General features: G+C 65.7%; 22 protein-coding genes and 1 tRNA gene. 16 read left to right on the top strand and 7 right to left on the bottom strand.

Annotation, left to right across the window (positions count from 1 at the left end; translation table 11 throughout):
* Positions 1-675, bottom strand: a complete 675-nt coding sequence (locus tag AWC12_RS16370; RefSeq protein ID WP_024444347.1) for an alpha/beta fold hydrolase — start codon at positions 673-675, stop codon at positions 1-3.
* 128 nt (positions 676-803) lie between these two features.
* Between AWC12_RS16370 and AWC12_RS16365 the strand changes: the two genes are divergently transcribed.
* Both AWC12_RS16365 and polA read left to right on the top strand, forming a co-directional pair.
* Positions 804-1,685, top strand: a complete 882-nt coding sequence (locus AWC12_RS16365) for a LysR family transcriptional regulator (protein WP_024444348.1) — start codon at positions 804-806, stop codon at positions 1,683-1,685.
* A 49-nt stretch (positions 1,686-1,734) separates the two neighbouring features.
* The gene (gene polA, locus AWC12_RS16360; protein ID WP_024444349.1) at positions 1,735-4,464 is read left to right on the top strand and encodes a DNA polymerase I; all 2,730 of its coding nucleotides are present in this window, start codon (positions 1,735-1,737) and stop codon (positions 4,462-4,464) included.
* Here the strand turns inward: polA and AWC12_RS16355 are convergent.
* Positions 4,461-5,645, bottom strand: a complete 1,185-nt coding sequence (locus AWC12_RS16355; RefSeq protein WP_024444350.1) for a PrsW family intramembrane metalloprotease — start codon at positions 5,643-5,645, stop codon at positions 4,461-4,463. The two genes, polA and AWC12_RS16355, sit on opposite strands and share 4 nt — an antisense overlap.
* Positions 5,646-5,797: 152 nt before the next feature.
* Here AWC12_RS16355 and rpsA point away from each other — a divergent pair, with 152 nt between their 5' ends.
* Both rpsA and coaE read left to right on the top strand, forming a co-directional pair.
* Positions 5,798-7,249, top strand: coding sequence for a 30S ribosomal protein S1 (gene rpsA, locus AWC12_RS16350; protein WP_024444351.1), 1,452 nt, complete (start codon positions 5,798-5,800; stop codon positions 7,247-7,249).
* A gap of 90 nt (positions 7,250-7,339) precedes the next feature.
* Positions 7,340-8,521 (top strand): dephospho-CoA kinase, encoded by a 1,182-nt coding sequence (coaE, locus tag AWC12_RS16345; RefSeq protein ID WP_024444352.1) that lies wholly within the window; start codon positions 7,340-7,342, stop codon positions 8,519-8,521.
* On the opposite strand, the gene AWC12_RS16340 is transcribed toward coaE, so the two are convergent.
* Both AWC12_RS16340 and AWC12_RS16335 read right to left on the bottom strand, forming a co-directional pair.
* Positions 8,518-9,069, bottom strand: coding sequence for a hypothetical protein (locus tag AWC12_RS16340; RefSeq protein ID WP_085175552.1), 552 nt, complete (start codon positions 9,067-9,069; stop codon positions 8,518-8,520). The genes coaE and AWC12_RS16340 overlap by 4 nt on opposite strands.
* A 9-nt stretch (positions 9,070-9,078) precedes the next feature.
* Entirely contained in the window at positions 9,079-9,585 is a 507-nt protein-coding gene (locus tag AWC12_RS16335) for a ribonuclease FAU-1 family protein (RefSeq protein WP_085175550.1), read from the bottom strand.
* Between the two features lie 72 nt (positions 9,586-9,657).
* On the opposite strand from AWC12_RS16335, the gene uvrB reads away from it, so the two are divergent.
* The 7 genes from uvrB to AWC12_RS16300 all read left to right on the top strand — a co-directional run bounded on the left by uvrB (position 9,658) and on the right by AWC12_RS16300 (position 16,087).
* The gene (uvrB, locus tag AWC12_RS16330) at positions 9,658-11,817 is read left to right on the top strand and encodes an excinuclease ABC subunit UvrB (protein ID WP_024444355.1); all 2,160 of its coding nucleotides are present in this window, start codon (positions 9,658-9,660) and stop codon (positions 11,815-11,817) included.
* Between the two features lie 39 nt (positions 11,818-11,856).
* On the top strand, positions 11,857-13,269 hold the full coding sequence (locus AWC12_RS16325; protein ID WP_085175548.1) for an MFS transporter: 1,413 nt from the start codon (positions 11,857-11,859) through the stop codon (positions 13,267-13,269).
* A 48-nt stretch (positions 13,270-13,317) separates the two neighbouring features.
* Positions 13,318-13,388: transfer RNA gene (locus AWC12_RS16320), tRNA-Cys, on the top strand.
* 173 nt (positions 13,389-13,561) lie between these two features.
* Positions 13,562-13,888, top strand: coding sequence for a DMT family transporter (locus AWC12_RS16315; RefSeq protein WP_085175546.1), 327 nt, complete (start codon positions 13,562-13,564; stop codon positions 13,886-13,888).
* Positions 13,885-14,208 carry a DMT family transporter gene (locus AWC12_RS16310; RefSeq protein WP_036463706.1) on the top strand — a complete coding sequence of 108 codons (324 nt, stop codon included), beginning with the start codon at positions 13,885-13,887 and terminating at the stop codon, positions 14,206-14,208. The genes AWC12_RS16315 and AWC12_RS16310 overlap by 4 nt, the downstream gene beginning before the upstream one ends.
* Before the next feature lie 129 nt (positions 14,209-14,337).
* Positions 14,338-15,015 (top strand): cutinase family protein, encoded by a 678-nt coding sequence (locus tag AWC12_RS16305; RefSeq protein WP_036463709.1) that lies wholly within the window; start codon positions 14,338-14,340, stop codon positions 15,013-15,015.
* A 628-nt stretch (positions 15,016-15,643) separates the two neighbouring features.
* Positions 15,644-16,087: a universal stress protein gene (locus tag AWC12_RS16300; RefSeq protein WP_085175544.1), complete on the top strand. Its 444-nt coding sequence runs from the start codon at positions 15,644-15,646 to the stop codon at positions 16,085-16,087.
* A 58-nt stretch (positions 16,088-16,145) separates the two neighbouring features.
* Here the strand turns inward: AWC12_RS16300 and AWC12_RS16295 are convergent, their stop codons facing one another.
* Together AWC12_RS16295 and AWC12_RS16290 are read right to left on the bottom strand one after the other, a co-directional pair.
* Positions 16,146-17,030 carry a fructose bisphosphate aldolase gene (locus AWC12_RS16295; RefSeq protein ID WP_085175542.1) on the bottom strand — a complete coding sequence of 295 codons (885 nt, stop codon included), beginning with the start codon at positions 17,028-17,030 and terminating at the stop codon, positions 16,146-16,148.
* Positions 17,031-17,064: 34 nt separating this feature from the next.
* Positions 17,065-17,742 (bottom strand): MBL fold metallo-hydrolase, encoded by a 678-nt coding sequence (locus AWC12_RS16290; RefSeq protein ID WP_085175540.1) that lies wholly within the window; start codon positions 17,740-17,742, stop codon positions 17,065-17,067.
* Between the two features lie 131 nt (positions 17,743-17,873).
* Here AWC12_RS16290 and uvrA point away from each other — a divergent pair, with 131 nt between their 5' ends.
* Both uvrA and AWC12_RS16280 read left to right on the top strand, forming a co-directional pair.
* Positions 17,874-20,780 (top strand): excinuclease ABC subunit UvrA, encoded by a 2,907-nt coding sequence (gene uvrA / locus AWC12_RS16285; protein ID WP_024444377.1) that lies wholly within the window; start codon positions 17,874-17,876, stop codon positions 20,778-20,780.
* A gap of 16 nt (positions 20,781-20,796) precedes the next feature.
* Positions 20,797-21,291, top strand: a complete 495-nt coding sequence (locus AWC12_RS16280; RefSeq protein ID WP_327084756.1) for a GNAT family N-acetyltransferase — start codon at positions 20,797-20,799, stop codon at positions 21,289-21,291.
* Here the strand turns inward: AWC12_RS16280 and AWC12_RS16275 are convergent.
* Positions 21,288-22,463, bottom strand: coding sequence for a winged helix DNA-binding domain-containing protein (locus tag AWC12_RS16275; protein WP_085175752.1), 1,176 nt, complete (start codon positions 22,461-22,463; stop codon positions 21,288-21,290). The genes AWC12_RS16280 and AWC12_RS16275 overlap by 4 nt on opposite strands.
* A 155-nt stretch (positions 22,464-22,618) precedes the next feature.
* Between AWC12_RS16275 and AWC12_RS16270 the strand changes: the two genes are divergently transcribed.
* From AWC12_RS16270 to AWC12_RS16260, 3 genes are read left to right on the top strand one after another with little or no spacing between them, the layout of a single operon-like run.
* On the top strand, positions 22,619-23,119 hold the full coding sequence (locus tag AWC12_RS16270; protein WP_085175536.1) for a lipoprotein LpqH: 501 nt from the start codon (positions 22,619-22,621) through the stop codon (positions 23,117-23,119).
* A gap of 4 nt (positions 23,120-23,123) precedes the next feature.
* Positions 23,124-24,824 carry a hypothetical protein gene (locus tag AWC12_RS16265; RefSeq protein ID WP_234814048.1) on the top strand — a complete coding sequence of 567 codons (1,701 nt, stop codon included), beginning with the start codon at positions 23,124-23,126 and terminating at the stop codon, positions 24,822-24,824.
* Entirely contained in the window at positions 24,806-26,017 is a 1,212-nt protein-coding gene (locus AWC12_RS16260; RefSeq protein WP_085175534.1) for a CHAT domain-containing protein, read from the top strand. Before AWC12_RS16265 ends, AWC12_RS16260 begins: the two co-directional genes overlap by 19 nt.

Here is a 26,017-nt window from a genome sequence, read left to right as displayed (position 1 = left end):
TCAGGCCGCCGTGTCGAGCAGGATGCGCAGAAGATCGCCGGGGCTGTCGCGCATCAGATTGTGCTTGCCGTCGAGCTCGTGAGTGATCCAGGCCGGATCGTCGCGGACACGGTCGTAGGACGGTTCCAGCGGCGACTCTCCCGGCCAGTTCAGCGCGTAGACGAACACACGTTTGCGGTGGCGGTTCAGGTTGCCGGTGAGGCGCAGCGGCTGCAGCACCGTGGCCAACGGGTGCGAGGTCGTGCGCGAGTCGAAGAACGGCATGGGCGGGACGCCGAACCCGGTGTTGTCCACCTTCACATACCACTGGCGCTCCTCGTCGTTGACGAGGTCCCAGCAGGCCTCGCCGTCACGCGGAACCACGGCATCGACGAAGATCAGGGAGTCGACAAGGTCAGGGATGCGGTCGGCGACACCGGTGATGACCATGCCGCCGTAGCTGTGCCCGACCAGGATCAGCTTGTCGGCGGCGCCCGTGCGGGCGTGGATCTCGGCCAGAACGTCGGTGATGTGGGTGTCGAGGTTGACGCCCCCGGGTATCAGGTGCGACCGCTCGGCGACACCGGTCAGAGTGACGGCCAACACGTGATGGCCGGCGTCTCGCAAGGAGTCGGCGAGGTCGTCGAAACACCAAGCGCCATGGCACATTCCGGGAACGAGTACGTACGTGGTCATGTCGAATTCCTCTCTGTGCCTACGCCGTCGCCGGTGGTGACACGGGCGATCTGCCTTTAGTTCCACCGTGCCTACGCTGGTTCTATAAGTCCAATAGGATCCTGCACTAATTCTTATAATCAACGCTTATGGAGCTACGTCAGCTCGAATATTTCGTTGCAGTCGTCGAGGAGCGAAGTTTCACCCGCGCCGCCGAGCGAGAGCGCGTCGCCCAGCCCGCCGTCAGCGCGCAGATCCGTCGCCTTGAACGGCTGGTGGGTCAGCCGCTGCTCGTACGGTCCAGCCGCGACGTGCGGCTCACCCAGGCCGGCTCCGCGTTGCTGCCCCATGCGCGGACGGCGCTGGCCGCAGTCCGCGCAGCGCAGGCTGCGGTCGACGATGTCGCCCAGTTGGTGCGCGGTTCCGTGACGATCGGCACGGTCACCCTGCATCCGGTGGACGTCGCCCGATTGATAACCGACTTTCATGCCGACTATCCCGACGTCGAGATCACGCTGGGCACCGACAACTCCGATGCGCTGCTGGCCAAGCTTTCCGACGGCCGTCTGGATGTCGCGATCGTGTCCATCGGCGTCGACGAAGAGGTCGAGGGACTGGACTTCACGGTGATCACCGACGAGGCGCTGGAGGCTGCGGTCGCGACGCAGCATCCGCTTGCGCGGCGCAAGACGTTGCCGCTACAGGCCCTCTGCGATCACCCGCTGATCTCGTTGCCTCCAGGCACCGGTCTGCGTGCCCGCCTCGACAAGGCTTGTGCCGCTGCGGGACTACGCCCTCGGATCGCATTCGAGGCGACCAACCCGCTGGAGCTCGCCAACCTCGCCCGCCACGGGCTCGGGGTGGCAATTCTGCCGCAGTCGATGGCGCGCAACAGCTCCGATCTGCACTCCCTGCGATTGGTACCCGAACTGCGCGGCAGGTTGGTGTGGGCCTTGCGCAGCGACATGACGAGCCCCGCCGCGCGCCTCCTCAGCGAGCGAGCGCGGCGGATGATTGCCGGGTCACGATGACCCCGCCCAGGGTGGGCCGGCTGTCGGACCGGGTGCCTAGAGTGAAGCCGTGAGCCCAGCCAAGACCGCAGCGGCGTCCAACGCCGGTAAGCAAGCCGCCGACGACAAGCCGACGCTGATGCTGCTGGATGGCAACTCCTTGGCTTTCCGGGCCTTCTACGCGCTCCCCGCGGAGAACTTCAAGACCCAGGGCGGTTTGACCACGAACGCGGTCTACGGCTTCACGGCGATGCTGATCAACCTGCTGCGCGACGAGCAGCCGAGCCATATCGCGGCCGCATTCGACGTCTCGCGTCAGACGTTCCGCAAAGAGAAGTACCCGGAGTACAAAGAAGGCCGGTCGGCCACACCCGACGAGTTCCGCGGCCAGATCGACATCACCAAGGAGGTCCTCGGCGCCCTCGGCATCACCGTGCTGGCCGAAGCCGGATACGAAGCCGACGACATCATCGCCACGCTCGCGACCCAAGCGCAGAGCGAGGGGCACCGAGTGTTGATCGTCACCGGAGATCGCGACTCGCTGCAGCTGGTCAGCGACGACGTCACGGTGCTCTACCCGCGCAAGGGTGTCAGCGAGCTGACCCGGTTCACACCCGAGGCGGTCCAGGAGAAATACGGGCTGAGCCCCAATCAGTACCCGGATTTCGCAGCGCTGCGCGGAGACCCGAGCGACAACCTGCCCGGCATTCCGGGCGTCGGGGAGAAAACCGCCACCAAGTGGATCGCCGAGTACGGGTCACTGCAGTCTCTGGTCGACAATGTCGACAAGGTCAAAGGCAAGGTCGGTGACGCGCTGCGCGCCAATCTGTCCAGCGTGCTGCTCAATCGGCAGCTGACCGACCTGGTCAAGGACGTGCCGCTGGCGCAGACGCCCGACACGTTGCGGATGCAGCCGTGGGATCGCGACCACATCCATCGGCTCTTCGACGACCTCGAGTTCCGGGTGCTGCGCGATCGGCTGTTCGACACACTCGCCTCGGTGGACCCCGAGGTCGACGAAGGATTCGACGTTCGGGGAGGTGCACTCGAACCGGGGACGCTGGCTGGCTGGCTGGCTGAGCACAGCAACGGTGAGCGTTTCGGCGTGGCGGTCGTCGGCAACCACCTTGCTTTCGACAGCGATGCCACCGCGGTCGCGATCGTTGCGTCCGACGGTGACGGCCGGTACATCGACACCACCCATCTGGATCCTGAGGACGAGGCCGCGTTGGCGTCGTGGCTCGCCGATGCGACTGTGCCGAAGGCGCTCCACGAGGCGAAACTCGCCACGCACGATCTGCTGGGTAGGGGCTGGATGCTGGCCGGCGTCACCTCCGACACCGCGATGGCCGCGTATCTGGTTCGCCCCGGCCAGCGAAGCTTCGCACTCGACGATCTGTCGTTGCGCTATCTCAAGCGCGAGCTGCGGGCGGATAATCCTGAGCAGCAACAACTTTCGTTGCTGGACGACGGTGAGGGCGTCGACGAGCAAGCCGTGCAGACATTGCTTCTGCGCGCGAACGCCGTGAAAGATCTCGCCGACGCGCTCGACGAGGAACTGGACCGCATCGATTCGTCGGCGCTGCTGGGCAACATGGAACTCCCTGTCCAGCGCGTGCTGGCCGAGCTTGAGACCGCAGGCATTGCCGTCGACCTGCCGAAGCTCTCGGAGCTGCAGAGCGAGTTCGCCGGCCAGATCCGCGACGCGGCCGAGGCGGCGTACGCCGTGATCGGCAAGCAGATCAACCTCGGTTCGCCCAAGCAGCTGCAGGTCGTGCTGTTCGACGAGCTGGAGATGCCGAAGACCAAGCGCACCAAGACCGGCTACACCACCGACGCCGACGCCCTGCAGTCCCTGTTCGACAAGACGGGGCATCCTTTCCTGCAGCACCTGCTGGCTCACCGCGACGCCACCCGGTTGAAGGTCACCGTCGACGGGCTGCTGAACGCCGTGGCGTCCGACGGCAGAATTCACACCACGTTCAATCAGACGATCGCGGCGACCGGCAGGCTCTCGTCCACCGAACCGAACCTGCAGAACATTCCGATTCGCACCGAGGCCGGACGCCGCATCCGCGACGCGTTCGTGGTCGGCAACGGCTACGCCGAGCTGATGACGGCCGACTACAGCCAGATCGAGATGCGCATCATGGCACATCTGTCGAAGGACGAGGGGCTCATCGAGGCGTTCAACACCGGCGAGGACTTGCATTCGTTTGTCGCGTCCCGGGCGTTCTCGGTGCCGATCGACGAAGTAACCCCCGAACTGAGGCGCCGCGTCAAAGCGATGTCGTACGGCTTGGCGTACGGCCTCAGTGCCTACGGGCTGTCTCAGCAGCTCAAGATCTCCACCGAAGAAGCCAAGGAACAGATGGAGCAGTACTTCGCCCGGTTCGGCGGAGTCCGCGATTACTTGCGCGATGTTGTCGACCAGGCCCGCAAGGACGGCTACACGTCGACCGTGTTCGGCCGCCGGCGGTATCTCCCCGAACTCGACAGCAGCAACCGGCAGGTGCGCGAGGCCGCCGAGCGGGCGGCGCTCAACGCGCCGATCCAGGGGAGCGCGGCTGACATCATCAAGGTCGCGATGATCAATGTGGACCAGGCCATCAAGGACGCCGGGCTGTCGTCACGCACCTTGCTGCAGGTCCACGACGAACTGCTCTTCGAGGTCGCCGACGGGGAGCGGGACACACTCGATGCGCTGGTCCGTGAGCACATGGGCAGTGCCTATTCACTGGACGTGCCGTTGGAGGTGTCGGTGGGCTACGGGCGCAGTTGGGACGCCGCGGCGCACTAGCCTCTTGGAGGGCGGTACCCGGCCATCTGCTGCAGCGCAGGCGAAGCCGCCCGGGCCGCGTACACCGCGTAGGCCTCTTCGTTGAGCAGCGCTGTCACCCGCGGATCGCCGAAACCGCGGTCGATCCGGTCGCGCACGAAGGCCAGCTCGACCACCTGCTGCGCGAATCGCTTCACGGATTCGCCTGCCTGTTTGCCACCGAACCGGGTCGCCTCGGCGACCGCCTGCTTACGGGTCGCCAGCGACCCCAGCCAGGTGGCTTCACTGGGCGTGATGATGGCGGCCGCCACCATTCCCGGCAGCTTCTCTGCGACGATGCGCTGCTCTATGCGCCGGCTGCGCACCGCCAGCACGATCGCGAGCGCGAACACCGGCATCATCCAGAAGACGTAGGTGGCGAAGTACGCGCCGGTGCCCAGGAACGACGAGCCGTTCCACATCGCGTGCAGGATCACCGCCCCGAGGTACCCCAGCAGGATGCACCCGGCCTTGGCGAGCGCACCGCGCTTGTGCAACGCGAACCACACGCCGAGGGCGAACATCGTGGTGAAAAGCGAATGCGCGAACGGTCCCATGATGAGCCGCAGCGCCGCGGTGAACAGCGACTCGGCCAGCGATTCGCCGTTGGCGATGTAGAGAATGTCTTCCAGCCAGGCGAATCCGGCTCCGACGAGACCCGCGTAGACCAGGCAGTCGGTGAGTGAGTTCATCTCGTTGCGGCGTGCACCGGTCATCATCAGCAGCAGGAACAGGCCTTTGGCAGCTTCCTCGGTCACCGGAGCCCCGATGATCAGGGTGAATGCGCTGACGCCGGTCTCGGCCGCGTCGACAGCGGGGTTGAGCCAGGCGTCGAGGACGATCTGCAGGATTGCCGACACGATGACCGCAACCGACGTGCCCCAGATGAAGGCGAAGATCAGCAACCGGGGCGGTTCGGGTTCCCACCGATCGAGCCACAGGTAGGCCACGACGACCGCGGTCATGGTGACGCTCGACAGCACGAATCCGACGGCTGCGCCGACCGGGTTGGCCAGGGTCAGGAAGATGACGATCAGACCCGCCAATGTCCCGAGGGCGATGAGTACACCCAGCGGAGCTCCGACCTTGCGAATTCGGCGCGCGAAAGGCGCGCCGTACTGTTGAAATTGGTGTGGCCCCCCGGGAGCGCCTGCATTAGACACGAGTGCAGGTTAACCGCTGCGGGGAGGTGGGTTTGTCCTGCATGGACCCAGTCGAGTAGCCTTGACTCGTATCTGTGTGCGCCATTCGCAGGTGCAGCCAACAAAACAATTTTCTGTCCCTACGATTAAACCTGTCCGGAGCAACCCACCACATGCCAAGTCCCTCCGTCACATCTCCGCAAGTAGCCCTCAACGACATCGGCTCAGCGGAGGATTTCCTCGCCGCCATCGACAAGACGATCAAATACTTCAACGATGGCGACATCGTCGAAGGGACCATCGTCAAGGTTGACCGCGACGAAGTCTTGCTCGACATCGGCTACAAGACCGAAGGCGTCATCCCTTCCCGCGAACTCTCGATCAAGCACGACGTCGACCCCAATGAGGTTGTGTCCGTCGGCGACGAAGTCGAAGCGCTGGTCCTCACGAAAGAGGACAAAGAAGGCCGTCTCATCCTGTCCAAGAAGCGCGCGCAGTACGAGCGCGCCTGGGGCACCATCGAAGAGCTCAAGGAGAAGGACGAGGCCGTCAAGGGCACCGTCATCGAGGTCGTCAAGGGTGGCCTGATCCTCGACATCGGTCTGCGCGGCTTCCTGCCCGCATCACTGGTGGAGATGCGCCGTGTCCGCGATCTGCAGCCGTACATCGGCAAGGAGATCGAGGCCAAGATCATCGAGCTCGACAAGAACCGCAACAACGTGGTCCTGTCCCGCCGTGCCTGGCTGGAGCAGACCCAGAGCGAGGTTCGCAGCGAGTTCCTCAACCAGCTCACCAAGGGCGCGATCCGCAAGGGTGTCGTGTCGTCGATCGTCAACTTCGGCGCGTTCGTCGATCTCGGCGGCGTCGACGGCCTGGTGCACGTCTCCGAGCTGTCCTGGAAGCACATCGACCACCCGTCCGAGGTCGTCCAGGTGGGCGACGAGGTCACCGTCGAGGTGCTCGACGTCGACATGGATCGCGAGCGGGTTTCGTTGTCGCTCAAGGCGACTCAGGAAGATCCGTGGCGTCACTTCGCCCGGACCCATGCGATCGGTCAGATCGTGCCGGGCAAGGTCACCAAGCTCGTTCCGTTCGGCGCGTTCGTTCGCGTCGAAGAGGGCATCGAGGGCCTGGTGCACATCTCCGAGCTGTCCGAGCGCCACGTCGAGGTCCCCGACCAGGTGGTCCAGGTCGGCGACGACGCGATGGTCAAGGTCATCGACATCGACCTGGAGCGTCGCCGGATCTCGCTGAGCCTCAAGCAGGCCAACGAGGATTACTCCGACGAGTTCGAGGCCTGGAAGTACGGCATGGCCGACAGCTACGACGACCAGGGCAACTACATCTTCCCCGAGGGCTTCGACGCCGACACCAACGAGTGGCTCGAAGGCTTCGAGAAGCAGCGTGACGAGTGGGAGGCGCGCTACGCCGAGGCCGAGCGTCGTCACAAGATGCACACTGCGCAGATGGAGAAGTTCGCCGCCGCCGAAGCAGCTGCGGTCGCGGAATCGGCAACTCGTCCGTCCAATGGTTCGTCGCGCTCCGAGGAGTCGTCGGCCGGAGGGTCGCTCGCCAGCGACGCCCAGTTGGCCGCCCTTCGCGAGAAGCTCGCAGGCAACGCCTGATTCGTTTCGACGGACGGAAGCCCCGGCTCTTCACAGAGCCGGGGCTTCCCCCTTTCTCGACCGGGCCTGCCGAGCTGACACACTGGTGCGGTGCTGCGCATTGGATTGACCGGAGGTATCGGAGCAGGCAAGTCGACGGTGTCCGCCACGTTCAGCGAACTGGGCGCGATCGTGGTCGACGGAGACGTGATCGCCCGCGAGGTCGTCGAACCGGGCACCCCCGGCCTGAAGAAGTTGGTGGAGGCGTTCGGGGACGAGATCCTGCATCCCGACGGCGCGCTGAACCGGCCGGCGTTGGCGGCGATCGCGTTCAGCGACGACGAGAAGCGCCAGACGCTGAATGGGATCGTGCATCCCCTTGTCGCGCATCGTCGTTCAGAGCTCATCGATGAGGCGCACGAAGATGCCGTGATTGTCGAGGACATCCCGCTACTGGTGGAATCGCAGATGGCTTCGATGTTCCCGCTGGTGATCATCGTCAACGCGGACCCAGAGCTCAGGGTCAGGCGATTGATCGAATACCGGAACTTCACTGAGGAGGACGCGCGGGCCCGCATCGCCGCGCAGGCCAGCGAAGAGCAGCGCCGGGCAGTGGCCGACGTGTGGTTGGACAATTCGGGAAGCGCCGGCGAGCTCGTCGCGAAGGCACGGGCGTTGTGGCACGAGCGGATTCAGCCGTTCGCACACAACATCAAGACCGGGCAGCCCGCCCGCTCGGCACCGGACCTGGTACCCGCCGACGCCGGCTGGGCGGCCGACGCGCAGCGGATACTGGCCCGTCTGCGTACCGCGTGCGGACACCGCGCCATGCGGATCGACCACATCGGATCAACCGCGATTCCCGGTCTGGATGCCAAGAACGTCATCGACGTTCAGGTCACCGTGGCCTCCCTGGACGTCGCCGACGAACTCTCCGAACCCCTGTTGGCCGCGGGATATGTACGGACTCCGATCACCCAGGACACCGTCCACACCGACGATCCCGCGCTCTGGCAGAAGCGGCTGTTCTGCTCGGCAGATCCCGGGCGGCCGACCAATGTGCATGTGCGCGTAAACGGTTGGCCGGGTCAGCAGTTCGCGCTGCTGTTCGTAGACTGGCTGAAGGCCAACCCGTCGGTGCGCGACGAGTACCTGAGCCTGAAGCGGCGGGTCGCCGCGCAAGGGCACGAAACGACGTCAGATTACGCCGACGCCAAGGAGCCGTGGTTCCTGGACGCCTACCGCAGGGCACGGGTCTGGGCGGACACCACGCGCTGGAGTCCCGCCGGCTAGGCCGGCGGCACGACGGGCAGGGGCTCGACGGGTTGGTCGGGCGGCAATGCGTCCGGTGCGGGTGCGAGCGGAGCTGCATTCGGCTGACCCCCGACAGGCGCCTCGCACGTGAGTGCTCCGTAATCGGGGTCGTCGCGCTGAGGCAGGACCCGCGGCGCGATGAAGTCATCGGCTTGAGCGACGAGCGCGTCGTCGACCAGGATCTCGCAGTGCAGATTCGCCGAGTACGGCCACTCGATCGATACCCGCATGTTCGCGATCCCTGATTCGGGCAGGACCGTCATCACCTCGAACACGCGGCCGGGCACCATCGTCGGGTTGGCGAACAGGATCTGGTCACCTTCTGCCTTGTAGGTGATCGCCGCTCCCCGGGAGACCCCGTCCACGCGGGCGCGGTAGGTGATGTTGTGAAGCAACTCGGGAGCTTGTGCCTCGACCTCGGCCTGGGGGTCAGGCTGGGCCGTCGCCGCGGCGGGAAAGAGCAGCAGACCCGCCAGGGAAACCGCGGCGGCGCCGACCACCGCGGTACGTGTCCGTCTCGCACTCACATCCAGAGTCTATGCGTCGCGCCACGTCAAGATCATGCCGTTGGCCGCAAGCCAGCGGTTGAGGTCGTAGTCGTGCCTGGCCAGAGCGTCGACGGTGTCCACCGCAGTGTGGATCGCCCGCTCGCCTGCAGCGGGGCTGAGCACACCCGAAGCGACCGCGGCGAGCAGTTCGTCGACGTCAGTGACATGGACGTCCCTGCCGGTCCGGATGACCAGGTCCAGGTAGTGGTCGACACTGTGCCAGCGGTCGCCGTCGCGGGTGTACTCGCCGACGTCGAGGTAGTAGTCCTGGTCGCGTTCGTGCCCGGGGTTGAAGTGGAACACCGTGGCACGCAGGCGCAGCGACGGCAGCAGCCACGACTCGATGTAGTGAAACTGGGCCCGGCCAGGCGTGGGACGGGCCATGTAGAGCCCCCACGGGTGGACGGTGTACACGTCGACCGCGCGGACGATGCCCTTCGGATCGGTGTTGGTCGCGGCCGCGACGTCGAAGATCTCGTGCTTGGGAGGATGAATGGGCCCAGGATAGAGGGCCCGCGTCCCGTCCAGGAACAGAACATGTCAGCCCCGGGTTCTAACCTGGTGAACATGGCCTTTGCGACCGAACACCCCGTGCTTGCGCACTCGGAGTACCGCCCCGTCGACGAAATCGTCCGGTCCGGCGCGCGCTTCGAGGTGGTCAGTGAATACGAGCCCGCCGGTGACCAGCCCGCCGCGATCGAGGAGCTGGAGCGCCGGATCCGTGCCGGCGAGAAAGACGTCGTCCTCCTCGGCGCCACCGGAACCGGCAAGTCGGCGACCACCGCCTGGCTGATCGAACGGCTCCAGCGGCCGACCCTCGTGATGGCGCCGAACAAGACCCTGGCCGCGCAGTTGGCGAACGAGCTTCGCGAGATGTTGCCCAACAACGCCGTCGAGTACTTCGTGTCGTATTACGACTACTACCAACCCGAGGCCTATATCGCCCAGACCGACACCTACATCGAGAAGGACAGCTCGATCAACGACGACGTCGAGCGGTTGCGGCACTCGGCGACGTCGAATCTGCTGTCCCGCCGTGACGTCGTCGTGGTGGCATCGGTGTCGTGCATCTACGGCCTCGGCACACCGCAGTCGTACATGGATCGCTCGGTGGAGCTCAAGGTCGGCGACGAGGTGCCCCGCGACGCCCTGCTGCGGCTGCTCGTCGACGTCCAGTACACCCGCAACGACATGTCGTTCACCCGCGGGACGTTCCGCGTGCGCGGCGACACCGTCGAGATCATCCCGTCCTACGAAGAACTGGCGGTGCGCATCGAGTTCTTCGGCGACGAGATCGAAGAGCTCTACTACCTGCACCCGCTGACCGGTGACATCATCCGCAAGGTCGACTCACTGCGGATCTTCCCCGCGACCCACTATGTCGCCGGGCCCGAGCGGATGGCCCACGCGATTTCGACCATCGAGGCCGAACTCGAAGAGCGCCTCGCCGAGTTGGAGGGGCAGGGCAAGCTGCTGGAGGCCCAGCGGCTGCGTATGCGCACCAACTACGACATCGAGATGATGCGGCAGGTCGGCTTCTGCTCGGGCATCGAGAACTACTCGCGCCACATCGACGGGCGTCCGGCAGGGTCGGCCCCGGCGACATTGCTGGACTATTTCCCGGAGGACTTCCTCCTCGTCATCGACGAGTCGCACGTCACAGTGCCCCAGATCGGCGGCATGTACGAAGGTGACATGTCGCGTAAGCGGAACCTGGTCGACTTCGGCTTCCGGCTTCCGTCCGCCGTCGACAACCGGCCGCTGACGTGGGAGGAGTTCGCTGACCGCATCGGTCAGACGGTGTATCTGTCGGCGACGCCGGGCAGCTACGAATTGAGCCAGACCGGAGGCGAATTCGTCGAGCAGGTGATCCGGCCGACCGGCCTGGTCGACCCGCAGGTCATCGTCAAGCCGACGAAGGGACAGATCGACGACCTGATCGGCGAGATCCGCAAGCGCACCGAACGCGACGAGCGTGTGCTCGTGACGACGCTGACCAAGAAGATGGCCGAGGACCTGACCGACTATCTGCTGGAGATGGGCATCCGGGTCCGGTACCTGCATTCCGAGGTCGATACGTTGCGCCGCGTCGAGCTGCTGCGTCAGCTACGGCTGGGGGAGTACGACGTGCTCATCGGCATCAACCTGTTGCGGGAGGGCCTCGACCTGCCGGAGGTGTCGTTGGTGGCGATCCTCGACGCCGACAAGGAAGGCTTCCTGCGTTCCCCGCGCAGCCTGATCCAGACGATCGGGCGTGCAGCGCGAAACGTCTCCGGCGAGGTGCACATGTACGCCGACACGATGACGGATTCGATGAAGCAGGCGATCGACGAGACGGAACGGCGTCGGGCCAAGCAGATCGCCTATAACGAAGAGCACGGCATCGATCCGAAACCGTTGCGCAAGAAGATCGCTGACATTCTCGATCAGGTTTACCGCGAGGCTGACGACACCGAGTCGGTGGAGGTGGGCGGTTCGGGTCGCAACGCGTCCCGCGGCAGGCGTGCGCAGGGCGAACCGGGCCGGGCGGTCAGCGCCGGGGTGTTCGAGGGTCGGGACACGTCGAACATGCCTCGCGCCGAGCTGGCCGATCTGATCAAGGATCTGACCGCGCAGATGATGGCCGCCGCGCGCGATCTGCAGTTCGAGCTGGCGGCACGGATCCGTGACGAGATCCAAGATCTGAAGAAGGAGCTGCGGGGCATGGATGCCGCCGGGATCAAATGACTTGATCTCAAGCGCAGTTGAGGTTCTACGGTCATCGTCGTGACCAACACTGTGGCCGATACCGTCATCGGAACGTGGCGTGCGCTGCTCGGCCCGAAGAACCTCGGTGCCTCGCTGGTATTGGCCGGCGGGGTGGCGTTGTACGCGACCAACGAGTTTCTGACGATCAGCCTGATGCCCAGCGCCGTCGCTGACATCGGCGGCCACCGGTTCTACGCGTGGGTGACGACGGTGTACCTCGTTGGGTCGGTGATGGCAGCGACCACAGTGCACGCGGTGTTGATGCGACTGGGGCCGAGGTGGGCATACCTGTTGGGGCTCAGTGTGTTCGGGCTGGGCAGCTTGGGGTGTGCAATCGCGCCGAGCATGGAGATCCTCTTGGTCGGGCGCAGCGTCCAGGGCCTTGCGGGCGGGCTGTTGGCGGGTCTCGGCTACGCGGTGATCAACACCGCGCTGCCGAGCGTGTTGTGGACGAAGGCATCCGCGCTGGTGTCGGCGATGTGGGGCGTCGGCACCCTGGTCGGCCCCGCCGCGGGTGGTCTCTTCGCTCAATATGGTTCGTGGCGTTGGGCTTTCAGGATTCTCGTGGTGATGACCACGGCGATGTCGGTGTTGGTGCCCGTCGCCCTGCCCGCGCGCAACAATGCCGAAGTGCCCCGGAGTCGGGCCCGGATTCCGGTGTGGTCGCTGCTGCTGCTCGGAGTGGCCGCCCTGGCGGTCAGCGTGGCGGGTATTCCGCACAACCGGTGGGCCACCGCCGGGCTGATGGCGCTCGGCGCCGCGCTCGTGATGCTCTTCCTGTTCGTCGATAGGCGGAGTCGGGTAACTGTGCTGCCGCCCAGCGCATTCGGGCCCGGACCCCTGAAATGGATCTACCTGACATTGGGCGCTTTGATGGCCGCGACGATGGTCGACATGTTCGTCCCGCTTTTCGGCCAGCGCCTTGCGCATCTGACTCCGGTGGCAGCGGGGTTTCTGGGGGCAGGCCTGGCGATCGGGTGGACTGTGGGGGAGATCAGCAGCGCCTCATTGCGACGCGAACATGTGATCGTGCGGACGGTGGCGTTGGCACCGTTGGTGATGGCGACCGGCCTGATCATCGGGGCGCTGTCGCTGCGCGACGACGCATCGCCGGTATGGGTGGCGCTATGGGCGGCCGGTCTGGTGACCAGCGGCGCTGGTATCGGCATGGCGTGGCCGCACCTTTCGGCGTGGGCGATGAGCAAGGTCGACGACCCCACCGAAGGCCCGGCTGCGGCGGCCGCGATCAACACGGTGCAAGTCATCTGTGGAGCGTTCGGGGCGGCCCTGGCGGGCGTCATCGTCAATGTGACCGACACCGGAGACGCTGCGGCCGCCCGCTGGCTCTTCGCGTGCTTCGGGATAGTGGCGGCCTTGGCCGCGGTGGCGTCCGTTCGAAGCGGACGTCCGACTGTCAGACGATCACGGTGAGCCGAACTGTGGGCACCCGGCGACGAGGATGGCAGCCTGCACAGCAGTGCGGGTGTGGCTGAGTGGCTAGGCACCGGCCTGCAAAGCCGTCTACACGGGTTCGAATCCCGTCATCCGCTCGCAGGGAGAGGCCGCCCCACCCGGAAAGGATGGGGCGGCTTACCCCGATGCTGGCTTGCGCGCGGACGAGCACGGCAACGCAAAAGCCGGGGTCGTCACGGCTTTGCCGCGCAGAGGTAGAGTGCGCGCGTGTCTGCCTTCGTCGGGAAGTGAGCATGGGGGACAGGGCGTGATGACATGGCTGCTGCTCGTGCTCGCCATCACCAGTGAAGTCGCGGCCACCCTTTCGTTGAAGGGCTCGGCAAGCGTGCCCTCGCTCTATGGCGTCGTGGTGCTCGGTTATCTGGCCTCGTTCGTCTTCCTCGCTCTCGTGCTCCGACGCGGCATGGGACTCGGGGTGGCATACGGGATCTGGGGTGCCGCAGGCGTGGCGCTGACCGCGGTGCTCTCGGCAGTGATCTTCGGCGAGGCGTTGACTGCGCTGATGTTCGTCGGGTTGGTCTGCATCATGGGCGGGGTCATGCTGGTGGAATCCGGATCGCACGTGGGTGAGGAATGATTCAGTACCTGCTCCTGGCAGCGGCCATCGGTTGCGAGGTGACGGGAACGTTGGCTCTGCGGGTGGCCGCGCGGGGCCGCGTGGCCTTTTATGGGGTGGTCGTCGTCGGCTACGTGCTGGCCTTCACGCTGCTGTGGGGCTCGCTCAGGCATGGAATGCCGCTGGGCGTCGCGTACGGCGTCTGGGCGGCGTCCGGAGTAGCTCTGACCGCGATCCTGTCTCGGTTGCTGTTCGGCGAGCCGCTGACTCGGAAGATGCTCGGCGGAATCGCTCTCATCGTGGTCGGGGTGCTCCTGGTCGAACTCGGTGCAGCCCAGTGACCGGCCGCGCACGATTATCCACACGGCCGCGACGGCACACCTCTTGATGCAACACAGATCTGCATCTGTTGAATCACCATTGCATCGCGGCGCGGTTCATCTTTGCTGAAACTGTGTCAGCGTTGTCGGGTGTTCGCACGCCAGGTGGCTCGTGTCTTAGCGATTGCAGTGGTGACAGCGTCGGCGCTGTCGTATTCCACAGCGACCGCTTCCGTTGCTGTCGCTGCAGAATGCCCGGACGTCGAGGTGGTTTTCGCGCGCGGAACCTCCGATGCGCCGGGAATCGGTTTCACTGGTAGACAGTTCGTCACCGCGCTCAAGAAGCTGCTGCCCAAGAAAACTGTCAATGTCTACGCCGTGAACTACCCGGCCAGCTGGAACTTTTCGAAGTCCACGAGCGCAGGCGCCCTCGATGCCAACAAACAGGTTCAGTACATCGCGGGGATGTGTCCGAGGACCAAGATCGTCCTCGGCGGAATGTCCCAAGGCGCCGGTGTTATCGATCTGATCACCATCGGCAAGCGGACGATCTGGTTCTTCACGCCGGCGCCGTTGCCGGACACGATGGTCAACCATGTCGCGGCGATTGCCGTGTTCGGCAATCCATCCCGGGATATCGCCACCCTCGGCCCCCTGACGAAAATCAGCCCGCTCTACGGCAGCAAGGCCATCGACCTGTGCGCTGACGGTGATCCGTATTGCTCGAAGGGGAACAACTTTTTCGCCCATTTCGCCTACCCGTGGAATGGCATGGTCACCGAAGCGGCCACATTTGCCGCCGGCAAGGTGCTCGGAACTCTGAGCTGAGTTCGGCTGCCGTTGCGGTCGACGAGCGACGCACACTGCTCGGTGTTCAGCAGAAGGCAATGCCCTTGCAGCCATTGGCTTTCCGGGATCCCTCTACACGGCTGACGGTTGAGAGCGCAGGAGGTGGCCCTAGTCCCCTCAAAGCTGTTGCACTGCAGCCGATAACGATGCCGCGCAGAGCCCTCGGCAACCTCGGCCGCCGGTTTCCCGTGGTCACCACCCCCTTGGTTGCGACCCGCGCCGACTGTTCTGTGCAGGCATATGTCCCCGCGATGCCAGTGGTCCTTCCCGCGTCGTAGGTTGCTTCGGTCGCGCAGCGCCGTCGAGCGACGCGCTGGTCGAGATGCCGCGTCAAATTCTCCCCGACAAGCACTGGGGTGTTGCCTGACGCGACGTCACACCGCCAGTGAGGCGAACCACACTCGGCGCAGGTGCCATTCCCTTTGGCGCAGCGCGTGATTGCGCGAGATGTACCCGTCGTCACGTCGAGAGGTCATGCGTGATCCTGCCTTCGCCTGAAGTCCTGTCCTGGGTAGATGCGACGCGTGTGTGGTGAATCGCACCCACATTCGCCGCTGGGCGGGTTACTGTCTCGGTTGGCGTTGCAACCGACACTGGGAGGATATTGATGACCGGCTATCAAACGGTGGTGGTTGGTACGGACGGATCTGATTCGTCGTTGCGTGCCGTGGACCGCGCCGGTCAGATCGCGGCTGGCGCCCACGCGAGGCTCGTCGTCGCGACGGCCTATTTCCCGCAGAGCGAGGACGCGCGGGCCGCCGACGTCCTCAAGGACGAGGGCTACAAGATGTCGGGCAACGCGCCGATCTACGCGATCCTTCGCGAGGCGAGAGACCGTGCCAAGGCTGCCGGAGCTGAGAACATCGAAGAGAAGGCCGTCGTCGGAGCACCCGTTGACGCACTTGTCGAATTGGCCGAAGAGGTGAACGCGGATCTGCTCGTGGTCGGCAACGTCGGCTTGAGCACGATCGCCGGCCGCTTGCTCGGATCGGTGCCCGCAAACGTGGCGCGACGGTCCAAGACCGACGTGCTCATCGTGCACACTTCCTGACTGAGACCGAGAACGAGAAACCCTGAGCCGGCGCAGCCGACCCAGGGTTTCTCTGTGGTCAGGAGTTGGACGCCTTCGCGATCGCAGTGATCGCGGAGTCCAGGGCGGCGTTGAACTCTTCGTCGGTCTGCTGGGCCGTCAAGCCCTCGGTCAACGCCCGCGAGAAGCTCGCAATGACGCCATGGTTGGCGGCAAGCTTTTCGCAGGCCTCCTCGCGGTTGTAACCACCCGAGAGCGCGACCACCCGCAGCACCTTCGGATGCTCGACAAGCTCGCGGTAATGGTTGTCGACGTCGGGCAGGGTCAACTTGAGCATCACGTGCTGATCGTCGCCGAGCTTGTCCAGTTCGGACAGGATCGCGGCCTTCAGCTGATCCTCGGCCTTCGCCTTCTCGGGGCTGTGGATGTCGACCTCGGGCTCGATGATCGGAACCAGGCCTGCGGCGAGGATCTGCTTGCCGACCTCGAACTGTTGGGCGACGACCTCGTCGAGGCCCGACCCGGGCAGCTTGATCACCGAACGCATCTTCGTGCCGAAGACGCCCTTGTCCCGTGCGCGCGCCAGAAGGTCGTCGAGACCGGGGATCGGCTTCATGACCTGGGCGCCGTCCTTCTCCTCGGCGAGGCCCTTGTCGACCTTGAGGAACGGGACGATCTGCTTGACGTTCCACAGGTAGTCGGCGGTGTCGCGGCCTTCGATCTGCCGATCCATCGTGTCCTCGAAGAGAATCGCGCCGAGGATGCGGTCGCCGTCGAAGCTGGGGCTGGTGATGATGCGGGTACGCATCTCGTGCACCAGGTTGAACATCTCCTCGTCGCCGGAGTAGGCGTCCTCCGCGATGCCGTACAGCTTCAACGCTTTGGGGGTGCTGCCACCGCTTTGGTCCAGTGCCGCAATGAAGCCGGCGCCACGCTGCGCCTTGTTGAACTGATCGCTGTTCATGATCCCTTTCTGACTTTCTTCAACTGACCGCGGTTCACCAACCGCGCTCACGCCATTCGCCCAGGTGAGGGCGCTCGGTCCCGAGCGTCGTATCGTCGCCGTGTCCTGGATAGACAACGGTCGAATCGGAGTAGACGTCGAACACCCGGCTGCTCACGTCGCCGAGCAATTGTTCGAAGTCGCCGTCTTTCCAGGTCTTGCCGACACCGCCGGGGAAAAGGCAGTCACCGGTGAACAGGTGCACCCTGCCGTCGGTGGCCGGCCCGCCGAGAGCCAGTGCCACTGAGCCGGGTGTGTGTCCGCGCAGGTGGATCACGTCGAAGCTCAGATCGCCGATCGAGATGGTGTCGCCATCGGAGAGCACCCTGTCCGGTACCACCGGCAGCGGCCCGGCGTCGAGACTGTGGGCAGCCGTCGGTGCGTTGGTGGCTGCTGCCACCTGCTCGAGAGCGATCCAGTGGTCCTGATGTTGGTGGCTGGTGACGATCAGAGACAGCTTCGGGGCGTAGCGTTCGATCAGTTCGAGGAGGATGTCGGCATCGTTGGCGGCATCGATGAGTAGCGTCTGACCGGTCTGGGAACAGGTCACGAGGTACGCGTTGTTGTCCATCGGGCCCACCGACACCTTGACGATCGACGCGCCGGGAAGTTCGCGCCGGGCAGCTGTTCGCGGTTCGACGTGACCGGTGTAGTTGTCGTCGACGAGCGTCATGGTGACTCACGTTACTTCCCGGTCGACGAGCTCTCGTCCGGGGCTTGTCGGTGGGCAGACCTAGCATGGGGTCTGTAGTGCGCCCAGCGGACGGAACGCGGGCGTATTCCAGCGGAACAGAAGGGGCATCGGTGGCTGACCGCCTAGTTGTCAAGGGTGCCCGGGAGCACAATCTGCGTGGCGTCGATCTCGACCTGCCACGCGACGCGATGATCGTGTTCACCGGGCTGTCGGGGTCGGGGAAGTCGTCGCTGGCATTCGACACGATCTTCGCCGAGGGGCAGCGCCGCTACGTGGAGTCGCTGTCGGCGTACGCGCGGCAGTTCCTCGGCCAGATGGACAAACCCGATGTCGACTTCATCGAGGGCCTCTCCCCGGCGGTCTCGATCGACCAGAAGTCGACCAACCGCAACCCGCGGTCGACGGTGGGCACGATCACCGAGGTCTACGACTATCTGCGTCTGCTCTACGCGCGGGCGGGCACGCCGCACTGCCCCGTCTGTGGTGAACGGATCGCGAAGCAGACGCCGCAGCAGATCGTCGACCAGGTCCTCGCAATGGACGAGGGACTGCGCTTCCAGGTGCTCGCCCCGGTGGTGCGCACCCGCAAAGGCGAGTTCGTCGATCTTTTCGACAAGCTCAACACGCAGGGGTACAGCAGGGTCCGGGTCGACGGCGTGGTCTATCCGCTCACCGACCCGCCGAAGCTGAAGAAGCAGGAAAAGCACGACATCGAAGTCGTCGTGGACCGGTTGACGGTCAAGACGTCTGCCAAGCAGCGGCTCACGGACTCGGTGGAGACGGCGCTGAACCTCGCCGACGGCATCCTCGTGCTCGAATTCGTCGACCGCGAAGACGATCACCCCCACCGCGAACAGCGTTTCTCCGAGAAACTCGCCTGCCCGAACGGTCATCCGCTGGCCGTCGACGACCTTGAACCGAGGTCGTTCTCGTTCAACTCGCCCTACGGAGCCTGCCCGGAATGCGTCGGTCTGGGCATCAAGAAGGAGGTCGATCCCGACCTCGTGGTGCCGGACCCTGACCTCACGCTCGCCGAGGGGGCCATCGCACCATGGTCCATGGGTCACACCGCCGAGTACTTCACCCGGATGCTGTCGGGCCTCGGCGATCAGCTCGGGTTCGATGTCGACACCCCCTGGAAGAAGCTTCCTGCCAAGGCGCGCAAGGCGATTCTGGAGGGCTGCGACGAACAGGTCCACGTGCGGTACAAGAACCGCTACGGACGCACCCGGTCCTATTACGCCGACTTCGAAGGCGTCATGGCGTTCTTGCAACGTCGCATGGAGCAGACCGACTCCGAGCAGATGAAGGAGCGGCTCGAAGGCTTCATGCGCGACGTACCGTGTCCTGAATGCGACGGCACGCGCCTCAAGCCGGAGATCCTCGCCGTGACGATGTCCGCGGGGGACTTCGGAGCGAAGTCGATCGCGCAGGTGTCCGAGCTCTCGATCGCCGACTGCGCCGCGTTCCTCAACGCGCTGACGCTGGGCGCCAGGGAAGCGGCGATCGCCGGCCAGGTGCTCAAGGAGATCCAGTCACGCCTAGGCTTCCTCCTCGACGTCGGCCTCGATTACCTGTCCCTGTCCCGCGCCGCAGGCACGCTCTCCGGTGGTGAAGCGCAACGTATTCGATTGGCCACACAGATCGGTTCCGGGCTCGTCGGCGTTCTCTACGTGCTCGATGAGCCGTCGATCGGGCTCCATCAGCGCGACAACCGCCGCCTGATCGACACCCTGGTGCGGCTGCGCGACCTCGGCAACACGCTGATCGTCGTCGAGCACGACCTCGACACCATCGCCCACGCCGACTGGGTGGTCGACATCGGTCCCGCGGCGGGCGAGCACGGTGGCCAGATCGTGCACAGCGGCACCTACCAGGATCTGCTCAAGAATCCCGAATCCATCACCGGCGCCTACCTTTCCGGCAAGGAGGAGATCGAGGTGCCGGCGATGCGACGCGTCGTCGACAAGAAGCGCCAGCTCACCGTCGTGGGGGCCAGGGAACACAATCTTCGGGAAATAGACGTGGCCTTCCCGCTCGGGGTCCTGACGTCGGTGACGGGCGTGTCCGGCTCGGGCAAGTCGACGTTGGTCAACGACATCCTGGCGTCGGTGTTGGCCAACAAGCTCAACGGAGCCCGGCTGGTGCCCGGCAGGCACACCCGGATCAACGGCCTCGACCACCTCGACAAGCTGGTGCGTGTCGACCAGTCACCGATCGGACGCACCCCGCGGTCCAATCCGGCCACCTACACCGGCGTCTTCGACAAGATCCGGACGCTGTTCGCGGCGACCACCGAGGCCAAGGTTCGCGGCTATCAACCCGGCCGGTTCTCGTTCAACGTCAAGGGCGGACGCTGTGAGGCGTGCTCGGGTGACGGCACCATCAAGATCGAGATGAACTTCCTGCCGGACGTGTACGTGCCGTGCGAGGTGTGTCAGGGTGCGCGATACAACCGCGAGACCCTCGAGGTGCACTACAAGGGCAAGACCATCGCCGAGGTGCTCGACATGTCGATCGAGGAGGCGGCGGAGTTCTTCGCGCCGATCAGCTCGATCCACCGCTACCTGAAGACGCTCGTCGACGTCGGCCTCGGTTACGTGCGGCTCGGACAACCGGCGCCGACGTTGTCCGGCGGCGAAGCGCAGCGCGTCAAGCTGGCCTCGGAGCTGCAAAAGCGTTCGACGGGCCGGACGATCTACATTCTCGACGAGCCGACCACCGGTCTGCACTTCGAAGACATCCGCAAGCTGCTCGGCGTCATCAACGGCCTTGTGGATAAGGGCAATACGGTGATCGTCATCGAGCACAACCTCGACGTCATCAAGACCTCGGACTGGATCGTCGACATGGGGCCCGAGGGTGGTTCCGGCGGCGGCACCGTGGTGGCAACGGGCACGCCGGAGGATGTCGCCGCCAATCCCGACAGCTACACAGGACACTTCCTGGCCGAGACGCTCGGGGTGGCGCGGCCAAAGCCGAAGCCGCGAAGCAGGCGCGCAAAGGTCAGCGCTTAGTCGGATGCCGCCGCCGGTGACGGTACGTCCTGCCACGGCGGCCGACATCGATGCCGTCCGCGACATCTATGCGCATTACGTGCGCACGAGCGTCGCCACGTTCGAGGTGGAGCCGCCGTCGCGCGAGGAGTTGTTGGCGCGGCTCGGCGCCGCGCGATCGGCGGGATTGCCGTACCTGGTGGCCGCCGTCGACGGCAGGATCACCGGCTATGCGTATTGCGCCCCGTGGAAGACCAGACCGGCATACCGCTACACGGTCGAGGACTCCGTCTACGTTGCGCCCGACGCCGTCGGGATGGGCGTTGGAGGTCGGCTTCTCGATGCTCTTCTCGAAGACTGCGCCGCGGCGGGCATCCGCGAGGTGATCGCCGTGATCGTCGACGCCGACGCGAATGGCTCTTTGACGTTGCACCGCCGGCGCGGCTTCGTCGAGGCGGGCCGGCTCGAGCGCGTCGGATTCAAACACGGCCGCTGGCTGGACACCGTCCTGCTGCAGAAGAGTTTGGCCTAGCCGGCAGAACCCTTGCTGAGCGGTGACGGAAACCTGGGGTTGATCCGTACGCCGTCGAGCCACGCTGTCAGCTCTTCGGCTTTGGCCCGCAGCGCTTTTGCGGCTTTGCGGCCGACGTCTTCGAGCAGCGCCACTTCGACACGACCGTCGGTGTCGTGACGCCACGCCCCGACAACCCGGCCGTCCACCCAGACCGTCGGGCCGGCGTTGCCGTTGCGGTCGAATACCTGGTTCCGGTGCTCGCCGAGGTACCACCCACGGTCGGACCACCCCATCGTCGTCACATCGAGGCCGGGAAGCAGCGCGCACCATGGCTCGACGGCGGGCTCTGGTTCGTCGTCGCCCGGAAGCACAAAGCCCGGGGTGCCGTCCAGATCCACGGCGACCGCATCGAGGTCGGCAAGTGCCTGGCGCGCCCACCCGAGCGTGTTGCCGAACCACCACTTGATGTCAGTGACTGTGGCCGGGCCGAACACCGATAGCCACCGTCGCACCATCTCGGTGCGCGCCTGCTCTGGCGTGAGCGCACCGGAGGGCTCCAGCCACTGCGAGGCCGCGACCCAGCGTGGTCGGGAGGTGGTCCAGCCGCCGTCGTTCGGACCACGAACGATGTGGCCACGGGCGGACAGTACCGTCAGTACCCGCGGGGCGAGGTGGCCTTCACCGCCGTACGGCTTGCCGGGGGCTGGGTCGTATGTCCCGGTCAACTCGGGCAGCGCTTCGCGTAATTCTCGCGCCGTGCACGGCCCGCGGGAACGCAGATGACGCACTACCGCCGCGCAGGCAGTCTCCAACCATGCGGCCCCGTCCGGCGCCACCCCGGAATTCTGCGCGTCGGCCGCCAGCCTGCGGGTCTCGTTGGCGGCGACCCGGTCGCTGGCCGCCGCCTGGACCGCAGGCAAGTCCTCCGCATGCACCACCCACAGCGTGCGCCGCATCGCGAGGTGTTTGACGACCGAGTGTTCCTCGTGCAGAGCGGAATTGAGGTCCGCGGCGGTGAAACCGGGCAGCCGTGCCCATAAGGACAGATGAGGCGTAGTCGGATCGGTGGCGTGTAGTCCCACCAGCTGCGCGGCCAGCGCGCTGACCGTATCGGCGGCGCCGGGACCGACGACCAGCTGGTGGCGTCTGGCCAACCGCGCACGCCGTTCTTCGACGGTGAAGGTCCTCATCTGACCCTGCTGCTCTTCGCGCACGCACTCATCGACATCGAACCGTACCGCCGCTCACCGACACCGCCGCGAAAATTGGGATCGGTAGCCGATATCTGCGGATTGACTTCATCCCGACGACGCCACTGGGGCGAAGCACGACGAAGGGAAACATCATGAAGCGAGTTGTCGCAGGCGTGATCGGTCTGGCCGCGGGTGCCGCGATGCTGGTCGGCTGCTCGGACGACAAGGGCACGACCGCCGAGAGCTCCTCCTCGCAGAGCTCTGCGGCCTCACAGACCTCCGCGGCCGCCGACGGCGGAAAGACCGAGGTCAAGGTCGACGGCGCCGATCTGGCAGGCCTGGATCTGAACTCGGTGACCTGCGTCAAGCAGGGCGGAAAGATCACCGTCGCCAGCGGCGCGATCGGAGGCCAGCAGGGTCTGGGCATCGTCATGACCGACGAGGCGACCCCGGTTGTCGAGTCGCTCGGCATGGTGGTCGACGGCAACGCACTCGCCGTCGCGAACGCGATGGGAGCCAAGTCCGGCAGCGCCGAGGTCAAGGTCGACGGCGACAGCTACACGATCACCGGCGAGGCGGTCGGCGCCGACATGAGCAATCCGATGGCGGGCATGATCACCAAGCCGTTCACCGTCACAGTGACCTGCAGCTGATCGCATGCCACAGCCCGGAGCGGCGGGCGTGCCCGACACGCCCGCCGCTTCCTATGATTGCGCGGTGACCCCGCTTCCCGGTCATCCCGACATCGAGCACGATCTCGATCGGGCACGTCGCCTGGCCTTCGCCGCGGACGAATTCGCGGCCAAAGACTTCTTGCTGTCGCTGATGCCCCGCATCGAGGAAGTGGACCGCGACGACCTCATGCTTGAGGTCTACGCCCAATTGGGCGAGCTCTACCTGGTCCGCACGGCCTACGACGGGGTGACCGAATGCGCGAAACGTATCGAGGACTGCCTGCAGATCTATCGAGAGATACGAGCAGGCCAGCGTCCGGAGGACGCCGCGAAAGTCATCTTCTCGCCGGCCGACGTCGACCACATGATCTGCCGGTACAGCCGACGGGCGCTGTTCCTGCGCACCGGGATGGCAGCCGCGCACGGCGACCACGAGACGGCGGCGACGCAGCTGCAGGCCCTGATCGAGGAGCCCGGCATGTTCGATGACCTATACGCCGAACACGCCTACCTGATCACCCATGCGCGGATCCTGTGCGCGGTGGGACTGTGCGACGACGATCTGCATGTGCAGTCACTTCCCCTGTGGGAGAGGGTGTTCGACGCCATCGAAGGGCCCGGGGACGGGAGCGAGTTCGACGACAACCTCCGCGTGCTCGCCGGCACGGGATACGGCCGATTCTGCGTGGAGACCGGGCGGCTCAACGAAGCCGAACCATGGCTGCGGCGCGCCGGGGCCCGAGCGCAGGCGCGTGGCTGGCGACTCGCCACCGCCCGCACCCAACTCGAACGCGCGACCGCGGCATGGTCAGCCGGTGACCGGGCCCGAGCGCAGGACTTGGTCCACGAGGCCTACCCGGCGATCGCCGAGGGCAATCGCGCACACGACGTGTCGCGCAGCTGGCTCTATTTCGGCTTGATCGCTATATCGGTGGGGGAGCTCGACGATGCCGACGAACGACTCAGCCACGCCGAGCGGCACTGGCGCGAAATCAACAATCCGCTGCACATACACCGAATCCTGTTGCAGCGCAGCTGGGTCGACATCTTGCGTGGCGACTTCGCTGCCGCCACCGACCGTACAGCGGCGGCGCGCGAACTCCTCGACAGCTGGCCCCGACACAGCTGGCTGCAATATGCCAGGCTCGACGACCACCTCGGCTCGATTCTGCGGGCCGAGGCGATGGCAAACCCCTCGTCGGCCCACGAGAAGTTCGAGCAGGCGGCCGACCTGAAAGTGCCTGCCGCCCTTGCCGTCGACTCGGTGCGCTACGCCATCGGCGACGCCGATGCCAGGATGCGATGGGCCACCCACGTCTCGTCGCGGGTGCTCGCGGGGGCCTTCGCGGTGGCCTGGGAATGGGGTAACACGGCCCTGGTCAGCGAGCTCATCGAATATCACAGCGCCCGAGGGACTTTCAGCATCCCGCAGTCGCCTCAGACTGCAGACTGGGCCGACACGGCAACGGCCGCGGTTCCTGTCGACGATGCCGACGAGTACGCCCTGGTCGCCTCCGGACCCGGGACGGTCGGTGGCGCCATGCTGACCAAACTCGGCGCCCTGCCGCCTCTTCGAATGAATCCGAACACCGAACCGGTGCTGAAGTATTACCGCGAATTGGCGCAGCTGCGATACGGCCGCACCGTGACCTCCGCCGAACCCGAATGGAGCACCTGGCCATGACTGCGCCGACACTGGTGCTGCGCTTCGCCGACGTCGGCGTTGCCACCTACGCCAGTCTGCGCGCTGTCGGTCGGCCCGAAACCACCGTGACGTGGGTGGTGGAGGAATCAGCGCTCGCGACGGTGCGGGACCTGCTCGCCGACGCACTGCCCGATCCGCGCCCGTCGGAAGATGTGCGTCAGGCCCTCGAACGTGCGCTCACCGCAGGCTTTTTCGCAGATCCCGCCGCCGAACATCACCTCGCCGCCATGCTCGGAGAGCAATTGATTCCCGCCGCGGGCTGGCAGCTGATCGGAGAACACCACCATCCGACGCTGTTCGTCGCACCGACCGGCAGGCTCGCGCAGGTTCCGTGGTCGCTGCTTGCGCGCCCGGCAGCGCCGGGGGACCGGCTCATCGAACTCGCTGACGTCCTTCTCGCGGCGCCGCCGAACATCGCCAATGCTCCGCGCGCGTCGATGAACTGGGAGGGACGCCGCGACAACGCTGCCCTGCTGATCCTGGACCCGCGCGTACCGGGGCAGCGACCTGATTCGGCGCTGGGCTCCGTGCTCGGCCGACCCGACCCCAACGGCCGTCTTACGCAGCATTTCGCTCAGGTCAGAGCCCAGCGCGACGTGTTGCCCGAGGTTGCCGCCACCGTCGAGCTGTTCCGGTCCACCCAGGCCGACCGCGGCTGGCTGGCGGCCCAGCTGATGCGGTCGCCGAGCCGGTTGCTGTTCGTCGGCCATGCCACCGCGGCCGACGGCGATGTGGGGCACGCCGACCGTGCCGCGGTGCACCTGGCCGACGAACATCCGCTGGCGGCCGGAGACCTGATGGCAGCGCAGTTGCCGATCCCGCCGCGCTCGGCGCTGCTGGCCTGCTCCTCAGGCGGCGATTACCGATTCGACGAGGCGACGGGACTCGTGGCCGCGTTGATCCTCGGCGGTGCCCAGCTCGTCACCGCCACGCTGTGGTCGCTTCCCACGACGGCCGGCTACCGCCAGTTCTGCCGAACCGCAACCGATTCGTCGGATCCGATGGCCGAGGCGGTCATCGCCGTCGACATCGCCCACGAGGCCCAGGACGCGGGTCGCGCGGTCAACGCGTGGCAGCGCCGGCAGCTGACCCGGTGGCGCGACGGTGATTCGGACGCGAGCCCGCTGTACTGGGCCGCCCTGGTCAGCTTCGCCGTGGACGGCGCGCGATGA

Source organism: Mycolicibacterium iranicum, from assembly GCF_002101705.1.
Lineage (GTDB): Bacteria > Actinomycetota > Actinomycetes > Mycobacteriales > Mycobacteriaceae > Mycobacterium > Mycobacterium iranicum.
Note: the sequence above shows the minus strand (reverse complement) of the source record. Positions and strands in the feature narration are given on the sequence as shown.